This is a genomic window from Burkholderia sp. Bp9099 (genome assembly GCF_003857805.1).
Classification (GTDB): domain Bacteria; phylum Pseudomonadota; class Gammaproteobacteria; order Burkholderiales; family Burkholderiaceae; genus Burkholderia.
This window is the reverse complement of sequence record NZ_QTPU01000018.1, coordinates 112,242-132,080: the sequence shown is the minus strand read 5'-3', so window position 1 is coordinate 132,080 and position 19,839 is coordinate 112,242. Positions and strand designations below refer to the sequence as shown.

Here is a 19,839-nt window from a genome sequence, read left to right as displayed (position 1 = left end):
TTGCCGTCGCACGCACGGAGCGCCCGTTGCCGCGCCGCTCAATCCGCGACGCCGCGCGTCGCTCGTCAGTCAGCCGAGCCTCATCTTGTCCGAATTCGCATCCCCCGCCGGCACCCGGGAGCCGGCCGTCAACTGGCGCGCGATGTCCGCCGTGCTGCTGGCCGTCGCGCTCGCGACGCTCGACACCGCGATCGCGAACACCGCGCTGCCTGCGATCGCCGCCGACCTGCACGCGTCGCCGGCCGCGTCGGTGTGGATCATCAACGCGTACCAGCTCGCGATGGTCGCGACGCTGCTGCCGTTCGCGTCGCTCGGCGACATCGTCGGCCACAAGCGCGTGTATGTCGGCGGCCTCGCGGTGTTCACGCTCGCGTCGCTCGGCTGCTCCCTTGCGGCGACGCTGCCGCAGCTGACGGCGGCGCGGATCGTGCAGGGCTTCGGCGCGAGCGCGATCATGAGCGTGAACGTCGCGCTGATCCGCAACCTGTTTCCCGCGCACCGGCTCGGGCGCGGCGTCGGCTTCAATGCGCTCGTCGTCGGCGTGTCGTTCGCGGTGGGGCCGACGATCGCGTCGCTGATCCTGTCGCTGGCCGCGTGGCCGTGGCTGTTCGCGGTGAACGTGCCGCTCGGCGTGCTCGCGCTTGCCGTGGCGATTCCGTCGCTGCCGCAGACGGCGCGGGGCAAGCACGCGTTCGATCCGCTCGCCGCGCTGTTCAACGTGATCACGTTCGCGTCGCTGATCTTCGCGCTCGGCGAATTCGCGCAGCGCGGGCCGCTGTCCGTCGTGTTCGCGGCCGCCGCGGTCGCGCTCGCGTTCGGCTGGCTGCTGATCCGCCGCCAGGCCGGGCACCCGGCGCCGATGCTCCCGGTCGACCTGTTCCGCCGGCCCGTGTTCACGCTGTCCGCGCTGACGGCCGTGTGCGCGTTTGCCGCGCAGGGGCTCGCGTTCGTGTCGCTGCCGTTCTACTTCGAAACCGTCCTGCATCGCGACGCGGTCGAGACCGGTTTCCTGATGACGCCGTGGTCGGCGATCGTCGCGCTCGCCGCGCCGATCGCGGGCCGCTTGTCCGACCGTTATCCGCCCGGATTGCTCGGTGCGATCGGGCTCGCGCTGCTGAGCGCGGGGATGGTGTCGCTCACCGCGTTGCCGGCAGCGCCGAGCGTCGTCGACATCGGCTGGCGGATGATGCTGTGCGGCGCGGGCTTCGGCTTCTTCCAGTCGCCGAACCTGAAGGCGCTGATGTCGAGCGCGCCGCCCGAGCGCAGCGGCGGTGCGAGCGGGATCATCGCGACCGCGCGGCTGATCGGGCAGGCGACCGGCGCGGCGCTCGTCGCGCTGTCGTTCGGGATCGCGGGGCGTCACGGGCCGACGCTCGCGCTGATGCTCGGGGCGGGTTTTGCCGGGGCGGCGAGCGTGGCGAGCGGGCTGCGGCTCTTCGCGCCATCGCACCGGGCCGGCGCGCCGGTCGCGACGACAGCGACGACAGCGACGACAGCGACGAACGAGCGGGCGACGGAGTAGGGCTCCGCGCCCGCCCGCTGCCCGAATCTTTCCCGGCCGGTGCGCGGCGAACGACCGCCGCGCGCCGGCCGTCGCGTCGGGCTCAGAAGCCGCCCGTCTGGATCAGCTTGTTGAGGTTCGCGATGTTCAGGCTGCCGAAGCCGGTCGTCAGGTCCCAGCCGGTGCCTGCTCTGTAGCCATACCCCTGATAGCCGTTGTTCCCTGACACGACGTCATAGCGCACGAGCGACGGATTCGACGGGATGTCCGCATAGAACTTCGCAGCCGGGAAACCGATACCCGTGCCGTTCGCCGCGAGCAGACGCGCCCAGAAGCCGGTGAAGATCGGCGCAGCGAGGCTCGTGCCGCCGATCTGCTGCAACTGGCCGTAGTTGTAGATGTACGCGCCCGTGCTTTGCGCGGCATCGAACGATACGTCGGGCAACTGACGATTGCTGCCCGATTGCCACGCCGGCGCCGGCAGCACCGTGCTGACGCCGCCGCCCGTCGCCCACAGCTTGCCGTTGCCGTCGAGGCCTTCGTTCCACACCGTTTCGTTCGAGAACGCACCCGCCGACGTGGTGTACAGCGTCGTGCCGCCGATCGCGAGCACGTGCGGCGACGCGGCCGGCCACGACACCGTGTAGTTCGCGCCGTCCGGATAGCCGCGGTTGTTGCACTCGTACACGCCTTCGTCGCCCGATGACACCGAGAACGTCTGACCCTGCGCGGCAGCCGTCGTGAAGATCTGCTCTTCGGCGTCGATCGTGCCGTCCGCGTTCGCGTCGGTCTCGCACCAGCCGAGCGACACGTTGATCACCTTCGCGGTGTTGTCCGACACCGCGCGGTTGAACGCCTGCGTGAGCCCCGTGTTGCCGGCGGCGTTCAGGTCCGCCATGTAGAACACGAGCTTGCCGACCTGACCGCCGGCCGAGCCGACGATCGACTGGCTGTCGAGATCCCATTCGCCCTGGCCGTCCTGGTCGTCGCTGTAGCTGCCGGTCGTGCCGGTGCCGTTGGTCTTCACGGTCTGGGTCGCGACCGTGCCGTAGCCGTTGCTCGACGTGAACTGCTTCAGGTCCTGCAGCGTCTGCGATACGCCGCCGATCGTGATGATGCCGACGCTCACGCCGGCCGCGGTCGGCACGCCGGTCGCGTTGTAGAGGCCCGGGAATTCCTTCGGATAGTGGCCGGTGGCCGTGCCGGCCGCGAGCGCCTGCGGCTTCGCGACGTTGCCGATGCGCAGCATCGGCCGTGCGCGCGCGACGTTCTGCAGCCCGAGCACCGAGCCGACGACGTCGCCGAGCGCGCGCGGCACCTGCGCGGTCGACGCGTTCGCGAAGCCCGAGCGGCCCGCGTACTCGAAGTGCACGAGCGACGTGTTGAACGCGGTCTTCACCGTGCCGGCCGTGCCGCGCGCGGACACCAGCAGCCGGTTCGGCGCGACCTCGATGTTCACGAAGCCGCTCTTGCGCAGATAGTCGACGACCGATTTCACTTGCGCGTCGGTCGGCGCGTAGCTGGCGAGGAACTGTTCGTGCGTCAGGTACTGGCGGTAATGCGCGTTGCCGGGCCGGTTCACGTCGTGCGCGAGCTGCTTGAGCTGCGCGGCGTTGCGCAGCTTCAGGCTGACGACGATGTCGGCCGTTTCGCCGGCCGCGAGTTCGAGCGACGGTGCGGCGCTGCGCGCCATCAATTGCGGGCCGGTCAGAAAGGCCTTCGTGTGGGTGTCGACCCAGTCCGTCGTCGCATGTGCCGCGCCGGCGGCGAGCACGAGCGGCCACGCGCATGCGAGGCGGCGCGGCGACGGAAGGGGAAGGGCAAACCAGGCGTTCCTTTTCATCGGGAGTCCTTTTTAGGAGAGACGACGTTGCTGGAAGCCCCGGCCCTTGTGGGGCCGCGAGCGGTGACGAGCGTAGGGCGTCGGTGCCGTTCAGGTAGCTGCCAGTTTCCATAGCTGTCAGTTCTGACATCGGCGTGCTCGCGTGCCGGCGATGCGTCGTTCATGCATGCGGCAGTGGCCCGCGGCAAAGGGAACCGGTTCGCCACGCGACCGCGCATCGGTCGCTGGCGTTTGCGCGCACGACTCGTTCGTTTCCGCAGCGGATTGCGCGCGATTGCAGAGCGAAGGACCGCGTGTGAGCGGCGCTTTCGATCGCGCGTGAACGCATTGCGCGTTGCAATATGTGGTCAGGCGTTGCCGCGCGGCCGGCGCGACGACGTACGAATGCGCGAATGCATAAAAACGGAACCCGTCGATCGCGCGCGTTTCCCGAACTGTGGAACGACGTAGTGGCGAGTCTTGCAGCGTGCTTTCGGTTGGAGCGTCCGGCGAGCAGATTAGAAGAAACGCTCGAATCGGACGGTGGCGCTGCCTCGACGCGCGCGTGATGTTCTTCGCAAGCCGATTCGCCGCCATTCCGTCCGTTCCGGCGAACGGCCCCGCTGCAGGATCGCCTGATGCTTCCTGCGAAATCGCTCCTTGACGTGCGTCGATCCGGGGATATTCTTGAATCCATAACTATCGGGTTATGAATCAAGCCATGCAAAACGTTCCCGACATGCTGTTCAGGACGCTCGCCGATCCGACCCGCCGCGCGCTCTTCGAGCGGCTGTGCGAGGAGGGCGAGCTGACGGTTGCCGCGCTGACGGCGCACGCAGGCGTGACGCAGCCGGCGGTATCGAAGCATCTGGGGGTACTGAAGCAGGCCGGGCTCGTGAGCGACCGTCACGAAGGCCGGCAGACGCACTACAGCGCGCAGCCGCAAGCGCTGACTCCGTTGATCGACTGGACCAGCCAGATGGCAGGCTTCTGGCAGAACCGGTTCGACGCGCTCGAAGATCTGCTCAAGAGGATGGATCAGTAATGAACCAGGCCACCACTGAAACACGCACCGTCGTCGTCGAACGGGAACTGTCGCATCCGCCGGAGAAGGTCTGGCGTGCGCTCACGCAACCGCATCTGATCGAGGCATGGCTGATGCAGAGCGATTTCGAGCCCGTCGCGGGCCGCGCGTTCAGCTTCCGCGCGGACTGGGGTTCGGTCGACTGCACGTTGCTGACGATCGAGCCGCAGCGCGTGCTGTCCTACACGTGGGCCGCGTACGGCCTGGAAAGCGTCGTCACCTGGACGCTCACGCCGACGCCGGTCGGCACGCTGTTGCGGATGGAGCAGGCCGGTTTCCGCGCGGATCAGGAGCAGGCGTACCGCGGTGCGCAGCACGGGTGGGCGCGGTTCTTCGAGTCGCTCGAACAGGTGCTGGCCCGTCCTGACGAAGGCACGGAGGCCCGCTCATGAGCGCGGCATCGGACCCGAGCCCGTCCGAACGCATCGACGCGCTGATCGCCGGTATTGCCGACTGGCGCGGCAAGACGTTCGCCGATCTCCGCCAGACAATCCTCGACGCCGAAGCGGACATCGTCGAGGAGTGGAAATGGATGGGCAGCCCGGTGTGGTCGTGCGCCGGGATGATCGCGGTCGCGAACGCGCACAAGGGCAAGGTGAAGCTCACGTTCATGCATGGCGCGCACCTGTCCGATCCCGACGGGCTGTTCAATGCGGGCCTTGAAGGCAATGCGCGCCGTGCGATCGATTTCCTCGAAGGCGACAAGCTCGACAAACGGGCGCTGAAGCGTCTCGTTCGCGCGGCGATCGACTACAACCGCGCGCACCTGAAGAAGAACGCGCGGCCGGCCGCAGGCGGCAGGACGCGCGCCGACAAGGCCGCATGACGCACCGGCGGCGCCGGCACACCGCCGCGCAGGCAAAAAAAGCCCGACACGAGGTCGGGCTTCCAAATCGGCCGCAACCGCCGCGAGGCGGCTGCGGCACCTGCAAAAGCCGCGCGCTTACGCTGCGAGCAGCGAGCGCAGCACGAACGGCAGGATACCGCCGTGCTTGTAGTAATCGACTTCGATCGGCGTATCGATGCGCAGCAGCACCGGCACGCGGGTCGTTTCGCCGTTCTTGCGGTGAATCACGAGCGTGACGTCCTGCTGCGGCTTGAAGTCGTCGCCGAGGCCTTCGATGTCGTAGGTCTCTTCGCCGGTGATGCCGAGCGACTGGATGCTGTCCGCGCCCTTGAACTGCAGCGGCAGCACGCCCATGCCGACCAGGTTCGAGCGGTGGATCCGCTCGAAGCTGCGTGCGATCACGGCCTTCACGCCGAGCAGCTGCGTGCCCTTCGCGGCCCAGTCGCGCGACGAGCCCGTGCCGTACTCTTCGCCCGCGAACACGACGGTCGGCGTGTCGGCGTCGACGTACTTCATCGCCGCATCGTAGATCGACAGCTGTTCGCCGCTCGGCTGGTGAATCGTCAGGCCGCCTTCGACACGCGTGCCGTCCGCCTTCGCCGGGATCATCAGGTTCTTGATCCGGACGTTCGCGAACGTGCCGCGCATCATCACGTCGTGGTTGCCGCGGCGCGAACCGTAGCTGTTGAAGTCGGCCTTCTGCACGCCGTTCTCCTTCAGCCACTTGCCTGCCGGCGAGTCTTCCTTGATCGAGCCTGCCGGGCTGATGTGGTCGGTCGTGACCGAGTCACCGAAGATGCCCAGCGCGCGCGCGCCCTTGACCGTCGGGATCGAATCGGCCGGCTCCATCGAGAAGTCGTTGCCGAAGAACGGCGGCTCCGCGATGTAGGTCGACTTCGGCCAGTCGTAGACCTGGCCCGTCTCGCCCTCGATCTTGCTCCAGAGGTCGCCCTTCTTGGTCAGCTTCGAGTAGTTGTCCTCGAACTTCTTCGGGTCGAGCGCGAACTTGAGCAGCGCGTGGATTTCCTCGCTCGTCGGCCAGATGTCGCCGAGGTAGATGTCGTAGCCGTCCTTGCCCTTGCCGACCGGCTCGGTCATCAGGTCGCGCGTGATGTTGCCGGCGATCGCGTAGGCGACGACCAGCGGCGGCGACGCGAGGAAGTTCGCGCGGATGTTCGGGTGGATGCGCGCCTCGAAGTTACGGTTGCCCGACAGCACGGCTGCCGCGACGATGTCGTTCTTCGTGATCGCTTCGTTCAGTTCCGGCGTCAGGTCGCCCGCGTTGCCGATACAGGTCGTGCAGCCGTAGGCGGCGACTTCGAAGCCGAGCTTCGCGAGGTAGGGCAGCAGGCCCGTCTTCGTCAGGTATTCGGTGACGATGCGCGATCCCGGCGCGAGCGAGGTCTTGATGTGCGGCGCGACGGTCAGGCCGGCTTCGACGGCCTTCTTCGCGAGCAGGCCGGCAGCCAGCAGCACACTCGGGTTCGACGTGTTCGTGCACGACGTGATCGCGGCGATCAGCACGTCGCCGTTCTTCACGTCGACGCCGTTGCTCGTCGTGTACTGCGCGTTCAGGTCGTCCGCCTTCTTCGCGAAGCCGTTTTCCGCGACCGGCTTCGAGAACAGCTCGGTGAACGTCGACTTGACGTTGCCGATCTCGATGCGGTCCTGCGGGCGCTTCGGGCCGGCCAGCGACGGGGCGACCGTGGCGAGATCCAGCGTGACCGTCTTCGTGTAGTCGATGTCGCCCGCCTTCGGAATGCCGAACAGCTTCTGGGCCTTGAAGTAGTTCTCGAACGCGGCGATTTCCGCCTTCGTGCGGCCCGTGCCTTCGAAGTATTCGATGGTCTTTTCGTCGACCGGGAAGAAGCCCATCGTCGCGCCGTATTCCGGCGCCATGTTGCCGATCGTTGCGCGGTCCGGCAGCGACAGCGACTTCGTGCCTTCGCCGAAGAATTCGACGAACTTGCCGACGACCTTTTCCTTGCGCAGCATTTCGGTGATCGTCAGCACCAGGTCGGTGGCCGTCACGCCTTCGCGCAGCTTGCCCTTCAGCTCGACGCCGACGACGTCCGGCGTCAGGAAGTACACCGGCTGGCCGAGCATGCCGGCTTCGGCCTCGATGCCGCCCACGCCCCAGCCGACCACGCCGATGCCGTTGATCATCGTCGTGTGGCTGTCCGTGCCGACGAGGGTATCCGGGTAGTACACGGTGTCGCCGCCGTCCGTCTTCTTGTGGACGCCGCGCGCGAGATATTCGAGGTTCACCTGGTGGACGATGCCGACGCCCGGCGGCACGACCTTGAACGTGTCGAACGCCTGCATGCCCCACTTCATGAACTGGTAGCGCTCGTTGTTGCGCTGGAATTCCAGCTTCATGTTCAGGTCGAGCGCGTCCTTCTGGCGGAAGTAGTCGATCTGCACCGAGTGGTCGACGACGAGATCGACCGGGACCAGCGGCTCGATCTTCTTCGGATTCTTGCCCGAACGCTCCGCGACGCCGCGCATGGCCGCGATGTCGGCGAGCAGCGGCACGCCCGTGAAGTCCTGCAGCACGACGCGCGACACCACGAACGGAATCTCGTCGACGCGCTTCGCGGTCGGCTGCCAGTTCGCGAGCTGCTCGATGTGTTCTTCGGTGATCTTCTTGCCGTCGTAGTTGCGCAGCACGGACTCGAGCACGATACGGATCGACACCGGGAGGCGCTCGATCTTCGTCTTCAGTTCCTTGCCGAGCTGCGGCAGCGAGTAGAACTTGCCTTTGCCGGAACCGCTGTCGAATTCCTTGAGGGTCTTGTGGAGATTGTGGGCCATGGTGATTTTCCTGGGTTTAAGGCTAGGAAACAAAGAGTCCTGTAGATGACGGCTATATCACATACAAGTCGACGTACTCATCGACCGGCATCGCTTCGAGCTTTGCCTGGTCCAGCGACACGTCGAGAATCGCTTGTTGCTGCTTTGCCGGGAAACGGCGGGCGAGGTTGGTCCGGAACTTCTCGACCAGGAGCGGGATGCCGTCCGCACGGCGTCGCTGATGGCCGATCGGGTATTCGACCGCTACTTCGGCAAGCGTCGACCCGTCCGCGAATTCGATCGTCAGCGCATTCGCGATCGACCGCTTGGCGGGGTCATGGTAATCCTTCGTGAACTGCGGATCCTCGACGCACACGGTTTTCGCGCGCAGCGCGTCGATGCGCGGATCGGCGGCGACCGCGTCTTCGTAATCGGCCGCGGTCAGCCGGCCGAACAGCAGCGGCACGGCGACCATGTACTGGATGCAGTGGTCGCGATCGGCCGGATTGGCGAGCGGGCCCTGCTTGTCGATGATGCGGATCGCGGCCGCGTGCGTGCGGATCGTGATCCGGCTGATTTCGTCGGTCGTGCGGCCCGCCGCGGCGAGCTGCGCGTGCAGCTGCAGCGCGGCCTCGGCCGCCGTCTGCGCATGGAATTCGGCGGGGAACGCGATCTTGAACAGCACGTTTTCCATCACGTACGTTCCGTACGGGCGCTGGAAGCGGAACGGCTTGCCGTCGAACAGCACGTCGTAGAAGCCCCAGGTTTTCGCGGTGAGCGCCGACGGGTAGCCCATTTCACCCGTTTTCGCGATCAGCGCGAGGCGCACCGCGCGGGACGTCGCGTCGCCGGCCGCCCACGACTTGCGCGAACCGGTGTTCGGCGCGTGGCGGTAGGTGCGCAGCGCGTGGCCGTCGACGAATGCGTTGGATACCGCGTTGATCAGCTCGTCGCGCGTGAGCCCGAGCAGGCGGCCGACGACGGCCGTCGACGCCACTTTCACGAGCAGCACGTGGTCGAGCCCGACTGCGTTGAATGAATTCTCGAGTGCGAGGCAGCCCTGGATCTCGTGGGCCTGGATCATCGCGACGAGCACGTCGCGCATGGCGAGCGGCTTCCTGCCGGCCGCGACGGCCGTGCGGGACAGCCAGTCGGCCGTCGCCAGGATCCCGCCGAGGTTGTCGGACGGATGACCCCATTCGGCGGCGAGCCAGGTGTCGTTGAAGTCCAGCCAGCGGATCATCGCGCCGAGGTCGAAAGCAGCCTGGACGGGATCGAGCTGGAAGGACGTGCCGGGCACCTTCGCGCCGTTCGGCACGATCGTGCCCGGCACGACGGGGCCGAGCAGCTTGGTGCAGGCCGGGTAGGACAGCGCCTCGAGTCCGCATCCGAGCGTGTCGATCAGGCAATGACGCGCCGTCTCCAGCGCGAGCGCGCTGTCGATGCCGGTGTTCAGCACGTAGTCGACGATATCGACGAGTACCGTATCCGGAGCGGGGCGGACGTTGGAGACCGAGGCGGACATCGAGGAGCTCGGGAGAGCGCGCTTAGTTCGTTGCCGGCTTCAGCTCGTTCGATTGCGTCGGAGCCGGCGTGCCTTGCGCCATTTCCGGCGTCACGCATTCGTCGGCGAGACGCTCGCCGCCGTTCGCGTCGCTGAACAGCATCGCCTTGCTCGGGATCACGACCAGCTTGAAGCCTGCTGCCGGATCATAGAACGTGTCGGCGCCCGTCGTCGTGGCCTGACGCGGCAGCTTGTAGTTCTTCTTCGCCCAGTGAACCGTGACGACCTGGTCACGCTTCATGTCGCCGGCGAGGTCGAACGACAGGCCGTCCTTGCACGACCACTTGGCCGCGCCGTCCGGTACCGGATCGACCTTGGCCGCGGCACGCGCCTGTGCCTTCTTGCTGCGCGGAACGATGCGCTTGGCCGGCGCCGGGCGCTTGGCCGTCTTCTTCGCAGTCGTCGCCGTATCCTGGGCGAACGCGCTCGGAGCCGACACCAGCATCGTGGCGGACAAGGCGCCGATGGCGGTAGCGATCAGGAGTTTCTTCATGGAGTCAGAACCTTTCGATAATCAGTTGACAAGGGCCGGCAGCTGACACCGCCGGCCGGTTTGAAACTGCACGCGCCCCGGAAGCGCGCAGCGGCCGCTATTTTCACCTATTTGGCCGCGCTCATATCAGGTTTTCGGGCTCCGTTACGTTTTTTGTCGTTTCGCCAACCCGTCTCGGGTTCGCGCCCCGGTGATTCGATGAAATTCGTGTGTCGGCGCGCGCTCACCGCGCGTCTCCGGCGGCCGGGCCGAACAGCGGCGCGGCCTCGGCCGGCACCGGCTGGCCGGTCGCCCGTGCGCGGCGCAGCACCGACCAGTAATAGCGGTAGCTCGCGCGATCGTGCAGTGTATCGCCGTGGCGCGTCGGGCCCCAGTCGGCGGCCTGCGCTGCCAGCAGGATGTCGGCGGCCAGCGCGACTTCATCGGTGCGCGGCGCGAACGCGTCGACGATCGGGCGGATCTGCGCGGGATGGATGCTCCACATCCGCGTGAACGCGAACTCGTCGCGCGCGCGGCGTGCGTCGCCGGCGACGACGGCCATGTCGCGCACTTCCGTCGTCACGTTGTGCGACGGCGTCTTGCCGTGCGCATGGCAGGCGGCGGCGATTTCCAGCTTCGCGCGGCGCACGAGCGGGTGGTCGAACTGGCCGGGCGAGCGCATCGCCGCATCGGGAATCGCGCCGTGATGCGCGGACACGAAGTCCATCAGCCCGAAGCTCAGCGTGCCGACCAGCGGCAGCGCGGCGAGGGCGGCCGCCTGGGCGAGCGCGCCGTGCGTCTCGACCAGCACATCCACCGGAATCGGCTGCGCGAGGCCGAGCTCGCGGCGCGTGCCTTCGATGAACGCGACCATCTCGGCCGCGTCGGCGGCGCTCGCGATCTTCGGCAGCGTGACGTAGGCCGGCGCGCGCGCGGCGCGCAGCACGATGCGCACGTCGTCGCGCCAGTGCGGATGGGAAAAGTCGTGGATGCGGACGCCGACCCGCCCGAAGCGGTTCTCGGCGCCGCCGAGGAGTTCGGCGACGAGCTGCGCGTGCGCGGCTTCCTGGCCGACGGCCGCGCCGTCCTCGCAGTCGAGCGTGATGTCGAACACGGGGCCGAGTTCGGCCTGGAGCGCGAGCGACTTGCGCATCAGCTTCTCGCTGCCCGCGTAGTGATCGCAGCAGGGCAGGATCGCGGGCGGGGACGCCCCGTCGTACAGCACTTGTGCAGGAGTGAGCGCGGACATCTCTTCTACGTCAAGGAAGCGGGCAACGTGGAGAAAATCGGATTCGGGCACGTTCTGGGCCGGCGCGCGGGGCGCCTGGAGCGGCAAAACGTGCCCGGATCGGATCGGGCGGCGGGGCCGGTTGCAGCCCCGCCGCCCGTGCCGTGGCCGGGCCGCCCGCAGGCGGCCCGGCCATGCAGCCTGCTTAGTTCTTCAGCAGGTGGGCGACGCCGTCGCGCTCTTCGAGCAGCTCGGCCAGCGTGCCGTCCATCTTCTCGCGCGAGAACGCGTCGATTTCGAGGCCTTCGACACGCTTGTACTCACCGTTTTCGCACGTGACCGGCACACCGTAGATGATGTCTTCGGGGATGCCGTACGAGCCGTCCGACGGGATGCCCATCGTGACCCACTTGCCGTTCGTGCCGAGGACCCAGTCACGCACGTGGTCGATCGCCGCGTTGGCTGCCGACGCCGCCGACGACAGGCCGCGCGCTTCGATGATCGCCGCGCCGCGCTTGCCGACGGTCGGGATGAACGTGTCGCGGTTCCACACGTCGTCGTTGATCAGCTTCAGCAGCGACTCGCCTTCGACGGTCGCGAAGCGGAAGTCGGGGTACATCGTCGGCGAGTGGTTGCCCCACACGGCGAGCTTCTCGATCGACGCGACCGGCTTGCCCGACTTGGCGGCGAGCTGCGACAGCGCGCGGTTGTGGTCGAGGCGCAGCATCGCCGTGAAGTTCTTCTTCGGCAGATCCGGTGCCGACTTCATCGCGATGTACGCGTTGGTGTTCGCCGGGTTGCCGACGACCAGCACCTTCACGTCGCGGCTCGCGACTTCGTTCAGCGCAGCGCCCTGGACCGTGAAGATCTCGGCGTTCGCCGACAGCAGGTCCTTGCGCTCCATGCCCTTCGAGCGCGGACGTGCACCGACCAGCAGCGCGACGTCTGCATCCTTGAATGCAACCTTCGGATCGTCGGTGATCACGACGCCCGCGAGCAGCGGGAACGCGCAATCGTCGAGTTCCATCACGACGCCTTTGACGGCGGCTTGGGCTTGCGGGAGGTCGAGCAGTTGCAGGATGACCGGCTGGTCCTTGCCGAGCAGGTCGCCGTTCGCGATGCGGAACAGCAGGGAGTAAGCGATTTGACCTGCGGCGCCGGTGACGGCAACGCGCTTTGCGGGCTTAGCCATTGAAAATCTCCAGGACGGGTGAAGCGGTGGACGCTAGGCAAAACGCCATTCTATGCGCGTTACGCGTAGCGTTGCATTGAAGCAGGGCGGAGGATTCGCGAAAGGCAGACGCGGTGAACCTGGAGACGGCCGTGGCACGTAGCCGGGGACGCATTTTGCACCCGCGAACCCTTGCTCGCCCCGGAGTGTAGGAGCCGATGGACCCAAAGTCAAACGGTATCATATGTCTTATATAAGACAGATGTTTTGCGGAATTTGAGTGGACGGAAAAGCGCGGTTTGTGATGAAATGCGCGCCATGACATCGAACCAGGCGAACAACGCGAATCCGACCGGCGCAGGCGGCCCAGGGCAGCCGGGCGCGGGCGATTCCGTGCCGGCGCCTGCGCCTGCCGCTTCGCCGTCGCCGACCTTCAGTCCGTTATACCAGCAGATCAAGTCATTGATCACGCAAAGTCTCGAATCCGGTGAATGGAAGCCGGGCGAGATCATCCCGAGCGAGGTGGAGCTGGCTGCCCGTTACAAGGTCAGCCAGGGCACCGTTCGCAAGGCGATCGACGAGCTGGCCGCGGAAAACCTCGTGGTCCGGCGGCAAGGCAAGGGTACTTTTGTTGCGACGCACAATGAGGATCGCGCGCAGTTCCGCTTCCTGCGGCTGCTGGCCGACGACGGCGCCGAGCATCCGCACGTGAGCCGCCTGCTCGAATGCCGGCGCCTGCGCGCGCCGGCCGAGATCGCGCGGCAGCTCGACCTGAAGCCGGCCGATCCGGTCGTGCAGGTGCGTCGCCTGCTGGAATTCGAGAACGAAGTGACGGTGCTCGACGAGATCTGGCTGCCGGGCGCGATGTTCCGCGGGCTGACGTTCGAGCGGCTGAGCGAGTACAAGGGCCCGCTCTACGCGATGTTCGAGACGGAATTCGGCACGCGGATGATCCGCGCGACGGAGAAGATCCGCGCGGTGGCGGCGGAGCCGGCGGTGGCCGACCTGCTGCACGTGCCGGCGGGTTTTCCGTTGCTGTCGGTCGAGCGCGTGTCCTATACATACGGAGACCGGCCGGTGGAAGTGCGGCGCGGCTGGTATGTCACAACCGGGTATTACTATCAGAATGACTTGAGCTGACGACGGATCGGCACAAGCAGCGTGCGCGCGGGTTTCCCGTTTTCGCGTAGCACGTTTCGGGCCGCCTTTATTCCCGTTCGCGTAATGATCCAGAGCAGACTTTCGCTGCAGCGCGATATAAAAAGGCGCTAAAATCGCGGATTAGTGTGACAACATAGTAGGGGTCTAGCATGACTGACGCAGTAAGAAAGCCGAGGCCGGAATACCGGAACATCGGAATCGGCGACATCACCTTGAAATATCGCATGCCGCTGGCGGCGATATTGTCGATTCTCCACCGAGTCAGCGGCGCGCTGCTGTTCCTGTTCCTGCCGTTCCTGCTGTTCCTCTTCGACCAGAGCCTCACCTCCGAGCTCAGCTTCGAAGTCTTCAAGGCTTTCCTCTCCAACATTGTCGTCAAGCTGATCGTCCTCGCGCTGTCCTGGGCGTTCCTCCACCATTTCTGCGCCGGCATTCGCCACCTGCTGATGGACGTCAACCACGACGCCGTCTCGAAGGAAGGCGGCAAGCGGACGGCCGTCGTCGTCTTTGTCGTCTCGATCGCGCTGACGATCGCCATGGCACTCAAACTGTTCGGAGCATTCTAAGAAAATGGCAGCCAATAACCGAATCGGCTCGAAGCGCCTCGTCGTCGGCGCTCACTACGGCCTGCGCGACTGGCTCGCGCAGCGCGTCACCGCCACGATCATGGCGGTCTACACGGTCATTCTGCTCGTCCTGTTCTTCGGCGCGCATGACTTCTCGTACGAAGGCTGGGCATCGATCTTCTCCGCGCAATGGATGAAGCTCGCGACTTTCGTGACGCTGCTTTCCCTCTTCTACCACGCATGGGTCGGCGTGCGCGACATCTGGATGGACTACGTGAAGCCCGTCGGTGTGCGCCTGCTGCTGCAATCGCTGACCATCGTCTGGCTGCTCGCATGTGCGGGCTACGCCGCGCAGATTCTCTGGAGAGTGTAAAGAATGGCTGCAATCAAAACTTCCCTGCCGCGCCGCAAGTTCGACGTGGTGATCGTCGGCGCGGGCGGCTCGGGCTTGCGCGCAGCGCTGCAACTGTCGCGCGCGGGCCTGTCGGTCGGCGTGCTGTCGAAGGTGTTCCCGACCCGTTCGCACACGGTGGCCGCACAGGGCGGCATCGGCGCGTCGCTCGGCAACATGAGCGAAGACAACTGGCACTTCCACTTCTACGACACGATCAAGGGTTCCGACTGGCTCGGCGACCAGGACGCGATCGAGTTCATGTGCCGCGAAGCACCGAACGTCGTGTACGAACTGGAACACTTCGGCATGCCGTTCGACCGTAACGCGGACGGCACGATCTACCAGCGTCCGTTCGGCGGCCACACCGCGAACTACGGCGAGAAGCCGGTCCAGCGCGCATGCGCGGCCGCCGACCGTACCGGTCACGCGCTGCTGCACACGCTGTACCAGCAGAACGTCGAGGCGAAGACGCAGTTCTTCGTCGAATGGATGGCGCTCGACCTGATCCGCGACGCGGACGGCGACGTGCTCGGCGTGACGGCCCTCGAGATGGAGACGGGCGACGTCTACATCATGGAAGGCAAGACGACGCTGTTCGCGACGGGCGGTGCAGGCCGGATCTTCGCGGCATCGACCAACGCGTTCATCAACACCGGCGACGGCCTCGGCATGGCTGCCCGCTCGGGCATCGCGCTGCAGGACATGGAGTTCTGGCAGTTCCACCCGACCGGCGTGGCCGGCGCGGGCGTGCTGATCACCGAAGGCGTGCGCGGCGAAGGCGGTATCCTGCGCAACGCGAACGGCGAGCGCTTCATGGAACGCTACGCACCGACGCTGAAGGACCTGGCGCCGCGTGACTTCGTGTCGCGTTCGATGGACCAGGAAATCAAGGAAGGTCGCGGCGTCGGTCCGAACAAGGATCACGTGCTGCTCGACCTGTCGCACATCGGCGCCGAGACGATCATGAAGCGTCTGCCGTCGATCCGCGAAATCGCGCTGAAGTTCGCGAACGTCGACGCGATCAAGGAACCGATCCCGGTCGTCCCGACGATCCACTACCAGATGGGCGGCATCCCGACCAACATCCACGGTCAGGTCGTCGGCACGTCGCGCGGCCACAAGGATCCGGTCAACGGCTTCTACGCAGTGGGCGAGTGCTCGTGCGTGTCCGTGCACGGCGCGAACCGCCTCGGCACGAACTCGCTGCTGGACCTCGTGGTGTTCGGCCGTGCGGCCGGCAACCACATCGTCGAGCACGTGAAGAACCAGAAGGAACACAAGCCGCTGCCGGCCGATGCAGGCGAGTTCTCGCTGGCGCGTCTGAACAAGCTCGACAAGTCGAGCTCGGGCGAGTACACGCAGGACGTCGCGAACGACATCCGTGCGACGATGCAGAAGCACGCAGGCGTGTTCCGCACGTCGGCGCTGCTGAAGGAAGGCGTCGACCAGATGGCCGGCCTGAAGGCCCGCGTGGAAAACATCCACCTGAAGGACAAGTCGAAGGTGTTCAACACCGCGCGCGTCGAAGCGCTCGAGCTGGAGAACCTGATCGAAGTCGCCCGCGCGACGATGGTGTCGGCGGAAGCGCGCAAGGAAAGCCGCGGCGCGCACGCGCACAGCGATTACGAACACCGCGACGACGACAACTGGCTGCGCCACACGCTGTGGTACAGCGAAGGCGATCGCCTCGACTACAAGCCGGTTCAAATGAAGCCGCTGACGGTCGACTCCGTGCCGCCGAAGCCGCGCACGTTCTAAGCCGAGTCAAAGGAATCCGAAATGGCAAAACGCATTTTTGAAGTCTACCGCTACGATCCGGACAAGGACGCGGCACCGCGCATGCAGACGTACGAGCTCGAGATCCAGCATGAGCGCATGCTGCTCGACGCACTGGTCAAGCTGAAGGCCGTCGACGAGACGCTGTCGTTCCGCCGTTCGTGCCGCGAAGGCGTGTGCGGTTCGGACGCGATGAACATCAACGGCAAGAACGGTCTCGCGTGCCTGACGAACCTGAACGACCTGCCGCAGAAGATCGTGCTGCGTCCGCTGCCGGGCCTGCCCGTCGTGCGCGACCTGATCGTCGACATGACGCACTTCTTCAACCAGTATCACTCGATCAAGCCGTACCTGATCAACGACGCGCCGCCGCCGGAGAAGGAACGCCTCCAGTCGCCGGAAGAACGCGACGAGCTCGACGGCGTGTACGAGTGCATTCTGTGCGCGAGCTGCTCGACGTCGTGCCCGAGCTTCTGGTGGAACCCGGACAAGTTCGTCGGCCCGGCCGGCCTGCTGCAGGCTTACCGCTTCATCGCGGATAGCCGCGACACCGCCACCGGCGAGCGTCTCGACAACCTGGAAGACCCGTACCGTCTGTTCCGTTGCCACACGATCATGAACTGCGTCGACGTTTGCCCGAAGGGCCTGAACCCGACGAAGGCGATCGGCAAGATCAAGGAACTGATGGTTCGCCGCGCGGTTTAAAGTTTGTGATGAGCGACGATTCGCATCAATCCGACCCGCACCGTCGCGCGCGCCTCCGCTGGCGCGCGCGGCGGGGTCTGCTGGAAAACGACATCGTATTCGAGCGTTTCTTCAGCAGATACGAGCATGACCTCACCGATGCAGACGTAGGCGCGTTGTCGCGCCTGCTCGATCTGAGCGACAACGACCTGATGGACTTGCTCCTCGCGCGCAAGGAACCAGAGGGCGACCTAGACAGCCAGGATATTCACCGGCTGTTGGAGATGCTGCGCAACGTGTAACGCCAAGGTGTAACGCGCTGTGCCCGTTATCGAATCCCGTTTCTATTTTCGATTGAGGATGTGCCATGACTCCGTCTGATGTTAAAGCCACGCTATCGTTCAGCGACAACTCGCCGAGCGTCGAACTGCCGATCTACAAGGGCACGATGGGCCCGGACGTGATCGACATCCGCAAGCTGTACGGCCAGACCGGCAAGTTCACGTACGACCCGGGCTTCATGTCGACGGCAGCTTGTAATTCGGCGATCACGTACATCGACGGCGACAAGGGCGAACTGCTGTACCGCGGCTACCCGATCGACAACCTCGCGCAGAACGCCGACTTCCTCGAGTCCTGCTACCTGCTGCTGAAGGGCGAGCTGCCGAACGCGGCGCAAAAGAAGGAATTCGTCGACACCGTCACGAAGCACACGATGGTGCACGAGCAGATGCACTTCTTCTTCCGTGGCTTCCGCCGCGACGCGCACCCGATGGCGATCCTGGTCGCCGCGGTCGGCGCGCTGTCCGCGTTCTACCACGACTCGCTCGACATCAACGACCCGCGTCACCGCGAAGTGTCGGCGATCCGCATGATCGCGAAGCTGCCGACGCTCGTCGCGATGGCGTACAAGTACAGCATCGGCCAGCCGTTCGTGTATCCGAAGAACTCGCTGTCGTACAGCGCGAACTTCATGCACATGATGTTCTCGAACCCGTGCGAAGAGTACAAGGTCAACGACGTGCTCGTCCGCGCACTCGACCGCATCCTGATCCTGCACGCCGATCACGAGCAGAACGCATCGACGTCGACGGTCCGCCTGGCCGGCTCGTCGGGCGCGAACCCGTTCGCGTGTATCGCGGCCGGTATCGCTTGTCTGTGGGGCCCGGCGCACGGTGGTGCGAACGAAGCCGCGCTGAACATGCTCGAGCAGATCGGTTCGCCGGACAACATCCCCGAATTCATCAAGCAGGTGAAGGACAAGAATTCGGGCGTGAAGCTGATGGGCTTCGGTCACCGCGTGTACAAGAACTACGACCCGCGTGCGAAGCTGATGCGCGAAACGTGCTACGAAGTGCTGAACGAACTCGGCCTGCACGACGACCCGCTGTTCAAGCTCGCGATGCAGCTCGAGAAGATCGCGCTGGAAGACGAATACTTCGTGTCGCGCAAGCTGTACCCGAACGTCGACTTCTACTCGGGTATCGTCCAGCGCGCGCTGGGCATCCCGACGTCGATGTTCACGTGTATCTTCGCGATGGCACGTACGGTCGGCTGGATCGCACAGTGGAACGAAATGATCGCGGATCCGGAACAGAAGATCGGCCGTCCGCGTCAGCTGTTCATCGGCGACACGCCGCGCGAAGCGAAGCCGATCAACGCACGTTAAGTCGTGCGCGGCGCGAACGGCCGCAAGGCCGCTCGCGTCCGGCAACTGCAACGCCCCGACACCCCGGTGGGACATCCCGCCGGGGTGTTTTCATTTGCGCGGCCGACGCTGGCCCGAGCCGGCGCGGCGTTCCAGCGACGGCGGGCGTGTGTCGAGCGGCGGCGAGTCGGTGCCGGTGTCGCTGTCGGGCGCGTGGCCGTGCTGCGCGAAGAACTGCCGGTATGCGCCGGGCGTCATCCCGCGCGCGGCGAGGAACTGGCGGTTGAAGTTCGCGGCGTTCGGAATGCCGCAGCGCGCGGCGACCGTCGCGATCGGCCAGTCGGTGCCGACCAGATGGCGGCACGCATGCGCGAGCCGCAGCCGCTGCACGTAGCGGCCGACGCTTTCGCCGAGGTGCCGTACGAACAACCGCTGCAGCGTGCGTTCGGACATGTGCGCGACGGCCGCGAGCGCATCGACGCGCAGCGGCTCGTGGAACTGCCGGTCGATCGCGTCGAGCACGCGATCGAGCCGCTCGGCTTCGGGCGCGGCGGCGTTCGCGGACGGCGACGCTGCATCGGGTTGATCGTAGGCCTGCGCGGTGGCGAGCGGTTCGCCGCCGGCGTCCGCGAGATCGGCGAGCGTGTCGAGTGCGGCCGCGAGGCGAATGCGCGGCGAAGGGTCGAGCAACTGCGGCAGCCGCGCGCGCATCGCACGGGCCGTATCGGCGTCGAATGCGAGGCCGGGCGCCGCGCGCCGCAGCAGCGAGCGCAGCGGCGCGTACTCGGGGCAGCAGTCGGCCACGCGTCGTGCCCAGTCACCGTCGAACCAGACGACGAGCGCGACTTCCGGCGCCGCGCGATCGATGCGCGCATTCGACGACCACGTATGCGGCAGGTTGGGCGGCACGAGCACCAGATCGTCGTCCGCATAGCGCGCGACGTGATCGCCGATGAAGCGCTGGCCGCGGCTGTTCAGCGTCAGCGTCAGTTCGTACTCGGGATGACGGTGCCATTCGAACGGAATGCGCGCGAGCTGGCGGTGGTACACGCGGATCGAACAGCCGGGGGCGAACGTCACGTGCTCGTACTGCGGTTTCATCGAGGCCTCCGGGCGAGGGCGGGCAGC

At 66.1% G+C, this 19,839-nt stretch carries 18 protein-coding genes; 11 read left to right on the top strand and 7 right to left on the bottom strand.

Translation table 11 applies throughout. The features are described 5' to 3' along the window. Positions 1–85: 85 nt before the first annotated feature. On the top strand, positions 86–1,522 hold the full coding sequence (locus DIE17_RS21995; RefSeq protein ID WP_124646434.1) for an MFS transporter: 1,437 nt from the start codon (positions 86–88) through the stop codon (positions 1,520–1,522). 82 nt (positions 1,523–1,604) lie between these two features. On the opposite strand, the gene DIE17_RS21990 is transcribed toward DIE17_RS21995, so the two are convergent. After that, positions 1,605–3,344, bottom strand: a complete 1,740-nt coding sequence (locus tag DIE17_RS21990; protein WP_124570561.1) for a protease pro-enzyme activation domain-containing protein — start codon at positions 3,342–3,344, stop codon at positions 1,605–1,607. A 700-nt stretch (positions 3,345–4,044) separates the two neighbouring features. Here DIE17_RS21990 and DIE17_RS21980 point away from each other — a divergent pair. Genes DIE17_RS21980 through DIE17_RS21970 form a run of 3 tightly spaced genes read left to right on the top strand, consistent with a single transcriptional unit; the run spans position 4,045 to position 5,233 of the window. Continuing rightward, entirely contained in the window at positions 4,045–4,368 is a 324-nt protein-coding gene (locus DIE17_RS21980; RefSeq protein ID WP_124646432.1) for a helix-turn-helix transcriptional regulator, read from the top strand. Then, the gene (locus tag DIE17_RS21975; protein WP_124486404.1) at positions 4,368–4,799 is read left to right on the top strand and encodes an SRPBCC domain-containing protein; all 432 of its coding nucleotides are present in this window, start codon (positions 4,368–4,370) and stop codon (positions 4,797–4,799) included. The genes DIE17_RS21980 and DIE17_RS21975 overlap by 1 nt, the downstream gene beginning before the upstream one ends. Next, a complete protein-coding gene (locus tag DIE17_RS21970) occupies positions 4,796–5,233 on the top strand; it encodes a DUF1801 domain-containing protein (protein ID WP_124921298.1) in 438 nt (145 codons plus the stop codon). The genes DIE17_RS21975 and DIE17_RS21970 overlap by 4 nt, the downstream gene beginning before the upstream one ends. A gap of 117 nt (positions 5,234–5,350) precedes the next feature. On the opposite strand, the gene acnA is transcribed toward DIE17_RS21970, so the two are convergent. The 5 genes from acnA to DIE17_RS21945 all read right to left on the bottom strand — a co-directional run bounded on the left by acnA (position 5,351) and on the right by DIE17_RS21945 (position 12,503). Next, positions 5,351–8,068: an aconitate hydratase AcnA gene (acnA, locus tag DIE17_RS21965; protein ID WP_044845311.1), complete on the bottom strand. Its 2,718-nt coding sequence runs from the start codon at positions 8,066–8,068 to the stop codon at positions 5,351–5,353. Between the two features lie 52 nt (positions 8,069–8,120). Then, positions 8,121–9,572, bottom strand: coding sequence for a bifunctional 2-methylcitrate dehydratase/aconitate hydratase (locus DIE17_RS21960; RefSeq protein WP_124521921.1), 1,452 nt, complete (start codon positions 9,570–9,572; stop codon positions 8,121–8,123). A gap of 22 nt (positions 9,573–9,594) precedes the next feature. Then, positions 9,595–10,104, bottom strand: coding sequence for a hypothetical protein (locus DIE17_RS21955; protein ID WP_044845313.1), 510 nt, complete (start codon positions 10,102–10,104; stop codon positions 9,595–9,597). Positions 10,105–10,327: 223 nt separating this feature from the next. Then, complete coding sequence (locus tag DIE17_RS21950) at positions 10,328–11,332, bottom strand: CoA ester lyase (RefSeq protein WP_124486401.1); 1,005 nt, start codon at positions 11,330–11,332, stop codon at positions 10,328–10,330. A gap of 184 nt (positions 11,333–11,516) precedes the next feature. After that, on the bottom strand, positions 11,517–12,503 hold the full coding sequence (locus DIE17_RS21945) for a malate dehydrogenase (RefSeq protein WP_044843799.1): 987 nt from the start codon (positions 12,501–12,503) through the stop codon (positions 11,517–11,519). Between the two features lie 288 nt (positions 12,504–12,791). Here DIE17_RS21945 and DIE17_RS21940 point away from each other — a divergent pair, with 288 nt between their 5' ends. The 7 genes from DIE17_RS21940 to gltA all read left to right on the top strand — a co-directional run bounded on the left by DIE17_RS21940 (position 12,792) and on the right by gltA (position 18,732). Next, positions 12,792–13,622, top strand: a complete 831-nt coding sequence (locus DIE17_RS21940) for a GntR family transcriptional regulator (protein WP_082088449.1) — start codon at positions 12,792–12,794, stop codon at positions 13,620–13,622. A gap of 170 nt (positions 13,623–13,792) precedes the next feature. Next, entirely contained in the window at positions 13,793–14,209 is a 417-nt protein-coding gene (sdhC, locus tag DIE17_RS21935; RefSeq protein ID WP_012365678.1) for a succinate dehydrogenase, cytochrome b556 subunit, read from the top strand. 4 nt (positions 14,210–14,213) lie between these two features. Further along, positions 14,214–14,582, top strand: coding sequence for a succinate dehydrogenase, hydrophobic membrane anchor protein (gene sdhD / locus DIE17_RS21930; protein ID WP_006399546.1), 369 nt, complete (start codon positions 14,214–14,216; stop codon positions 14,580–14,582). Positions 14,583–14,585: 3 nt separating this feature from the next. Continuing rightward, positions 14,586–16,361 (top strand): succinate dehydrogenase flavoprotein subunit, encoded by a 1,776-nt coding sequence (sdhA, locus tag DIE17_RS21925; RefSeq protein ID WP_044843800.1) that lies wholly within the window; start codon positions 14,586–14,588, stop codon positions 16,359–16,361. Between the two features lie 21 nt (positions 16,362–16,382). Next, positions 16,383–17,084, top strand: a complete 702-nt coding sequence (locus DIE17_RS21920) for a succinate dehydrogenase iron-sulfur subunit (RefSeq protein ID WP_011658352.1) — start codon at positions 16,383–16,385, stop codon at positions 17,082–17,084. A gap of 8 nt (positions 17,085–17,092) precedes the next feature. Further along, positions 17,093–17,365, top strand: coding sequence for a succinate dehydrogenase assembly factor 2 (locus DIE17_RS21915; RefSeq protein WP_044843801.1), 273 nt, complete (start codon positions 17,093–17,095; stop codon positions 17,363–17,365). A 65-nt stretch (positions 17,366–17,430) separates the two neighbouring features. Next, positions 17,431–18,732 carry a citrate synthase gene (gene gltA / locus DIE17_RS21910; protein ID WP_014899964.1) on the top strand — a complete coding sequence of 434 codons (1,302 nt, stop codon included), beginning with the start codon at positions 17,431–17,433 and terminating at the stop codon, positions 18,730–18,732. A 90-nt stretch (positions 18,733–18,822) separates the two neighbouring features. On the opposite strand, the gene DIE17_RS21905 is transcribed toward gltA, so the two are convergent. Further along, a complete protein-coding gene (locus DIE17_RS21905) occupies positions 18,823–19,812 on the bottom strand; it encodes a helix-turn-helix domain-containing protein (protein ID WP_124892009.1) in 990 nt (329 codons plus the stop codon). Positions 19,813–19,839: the final 27 nt, after the last annotated feature.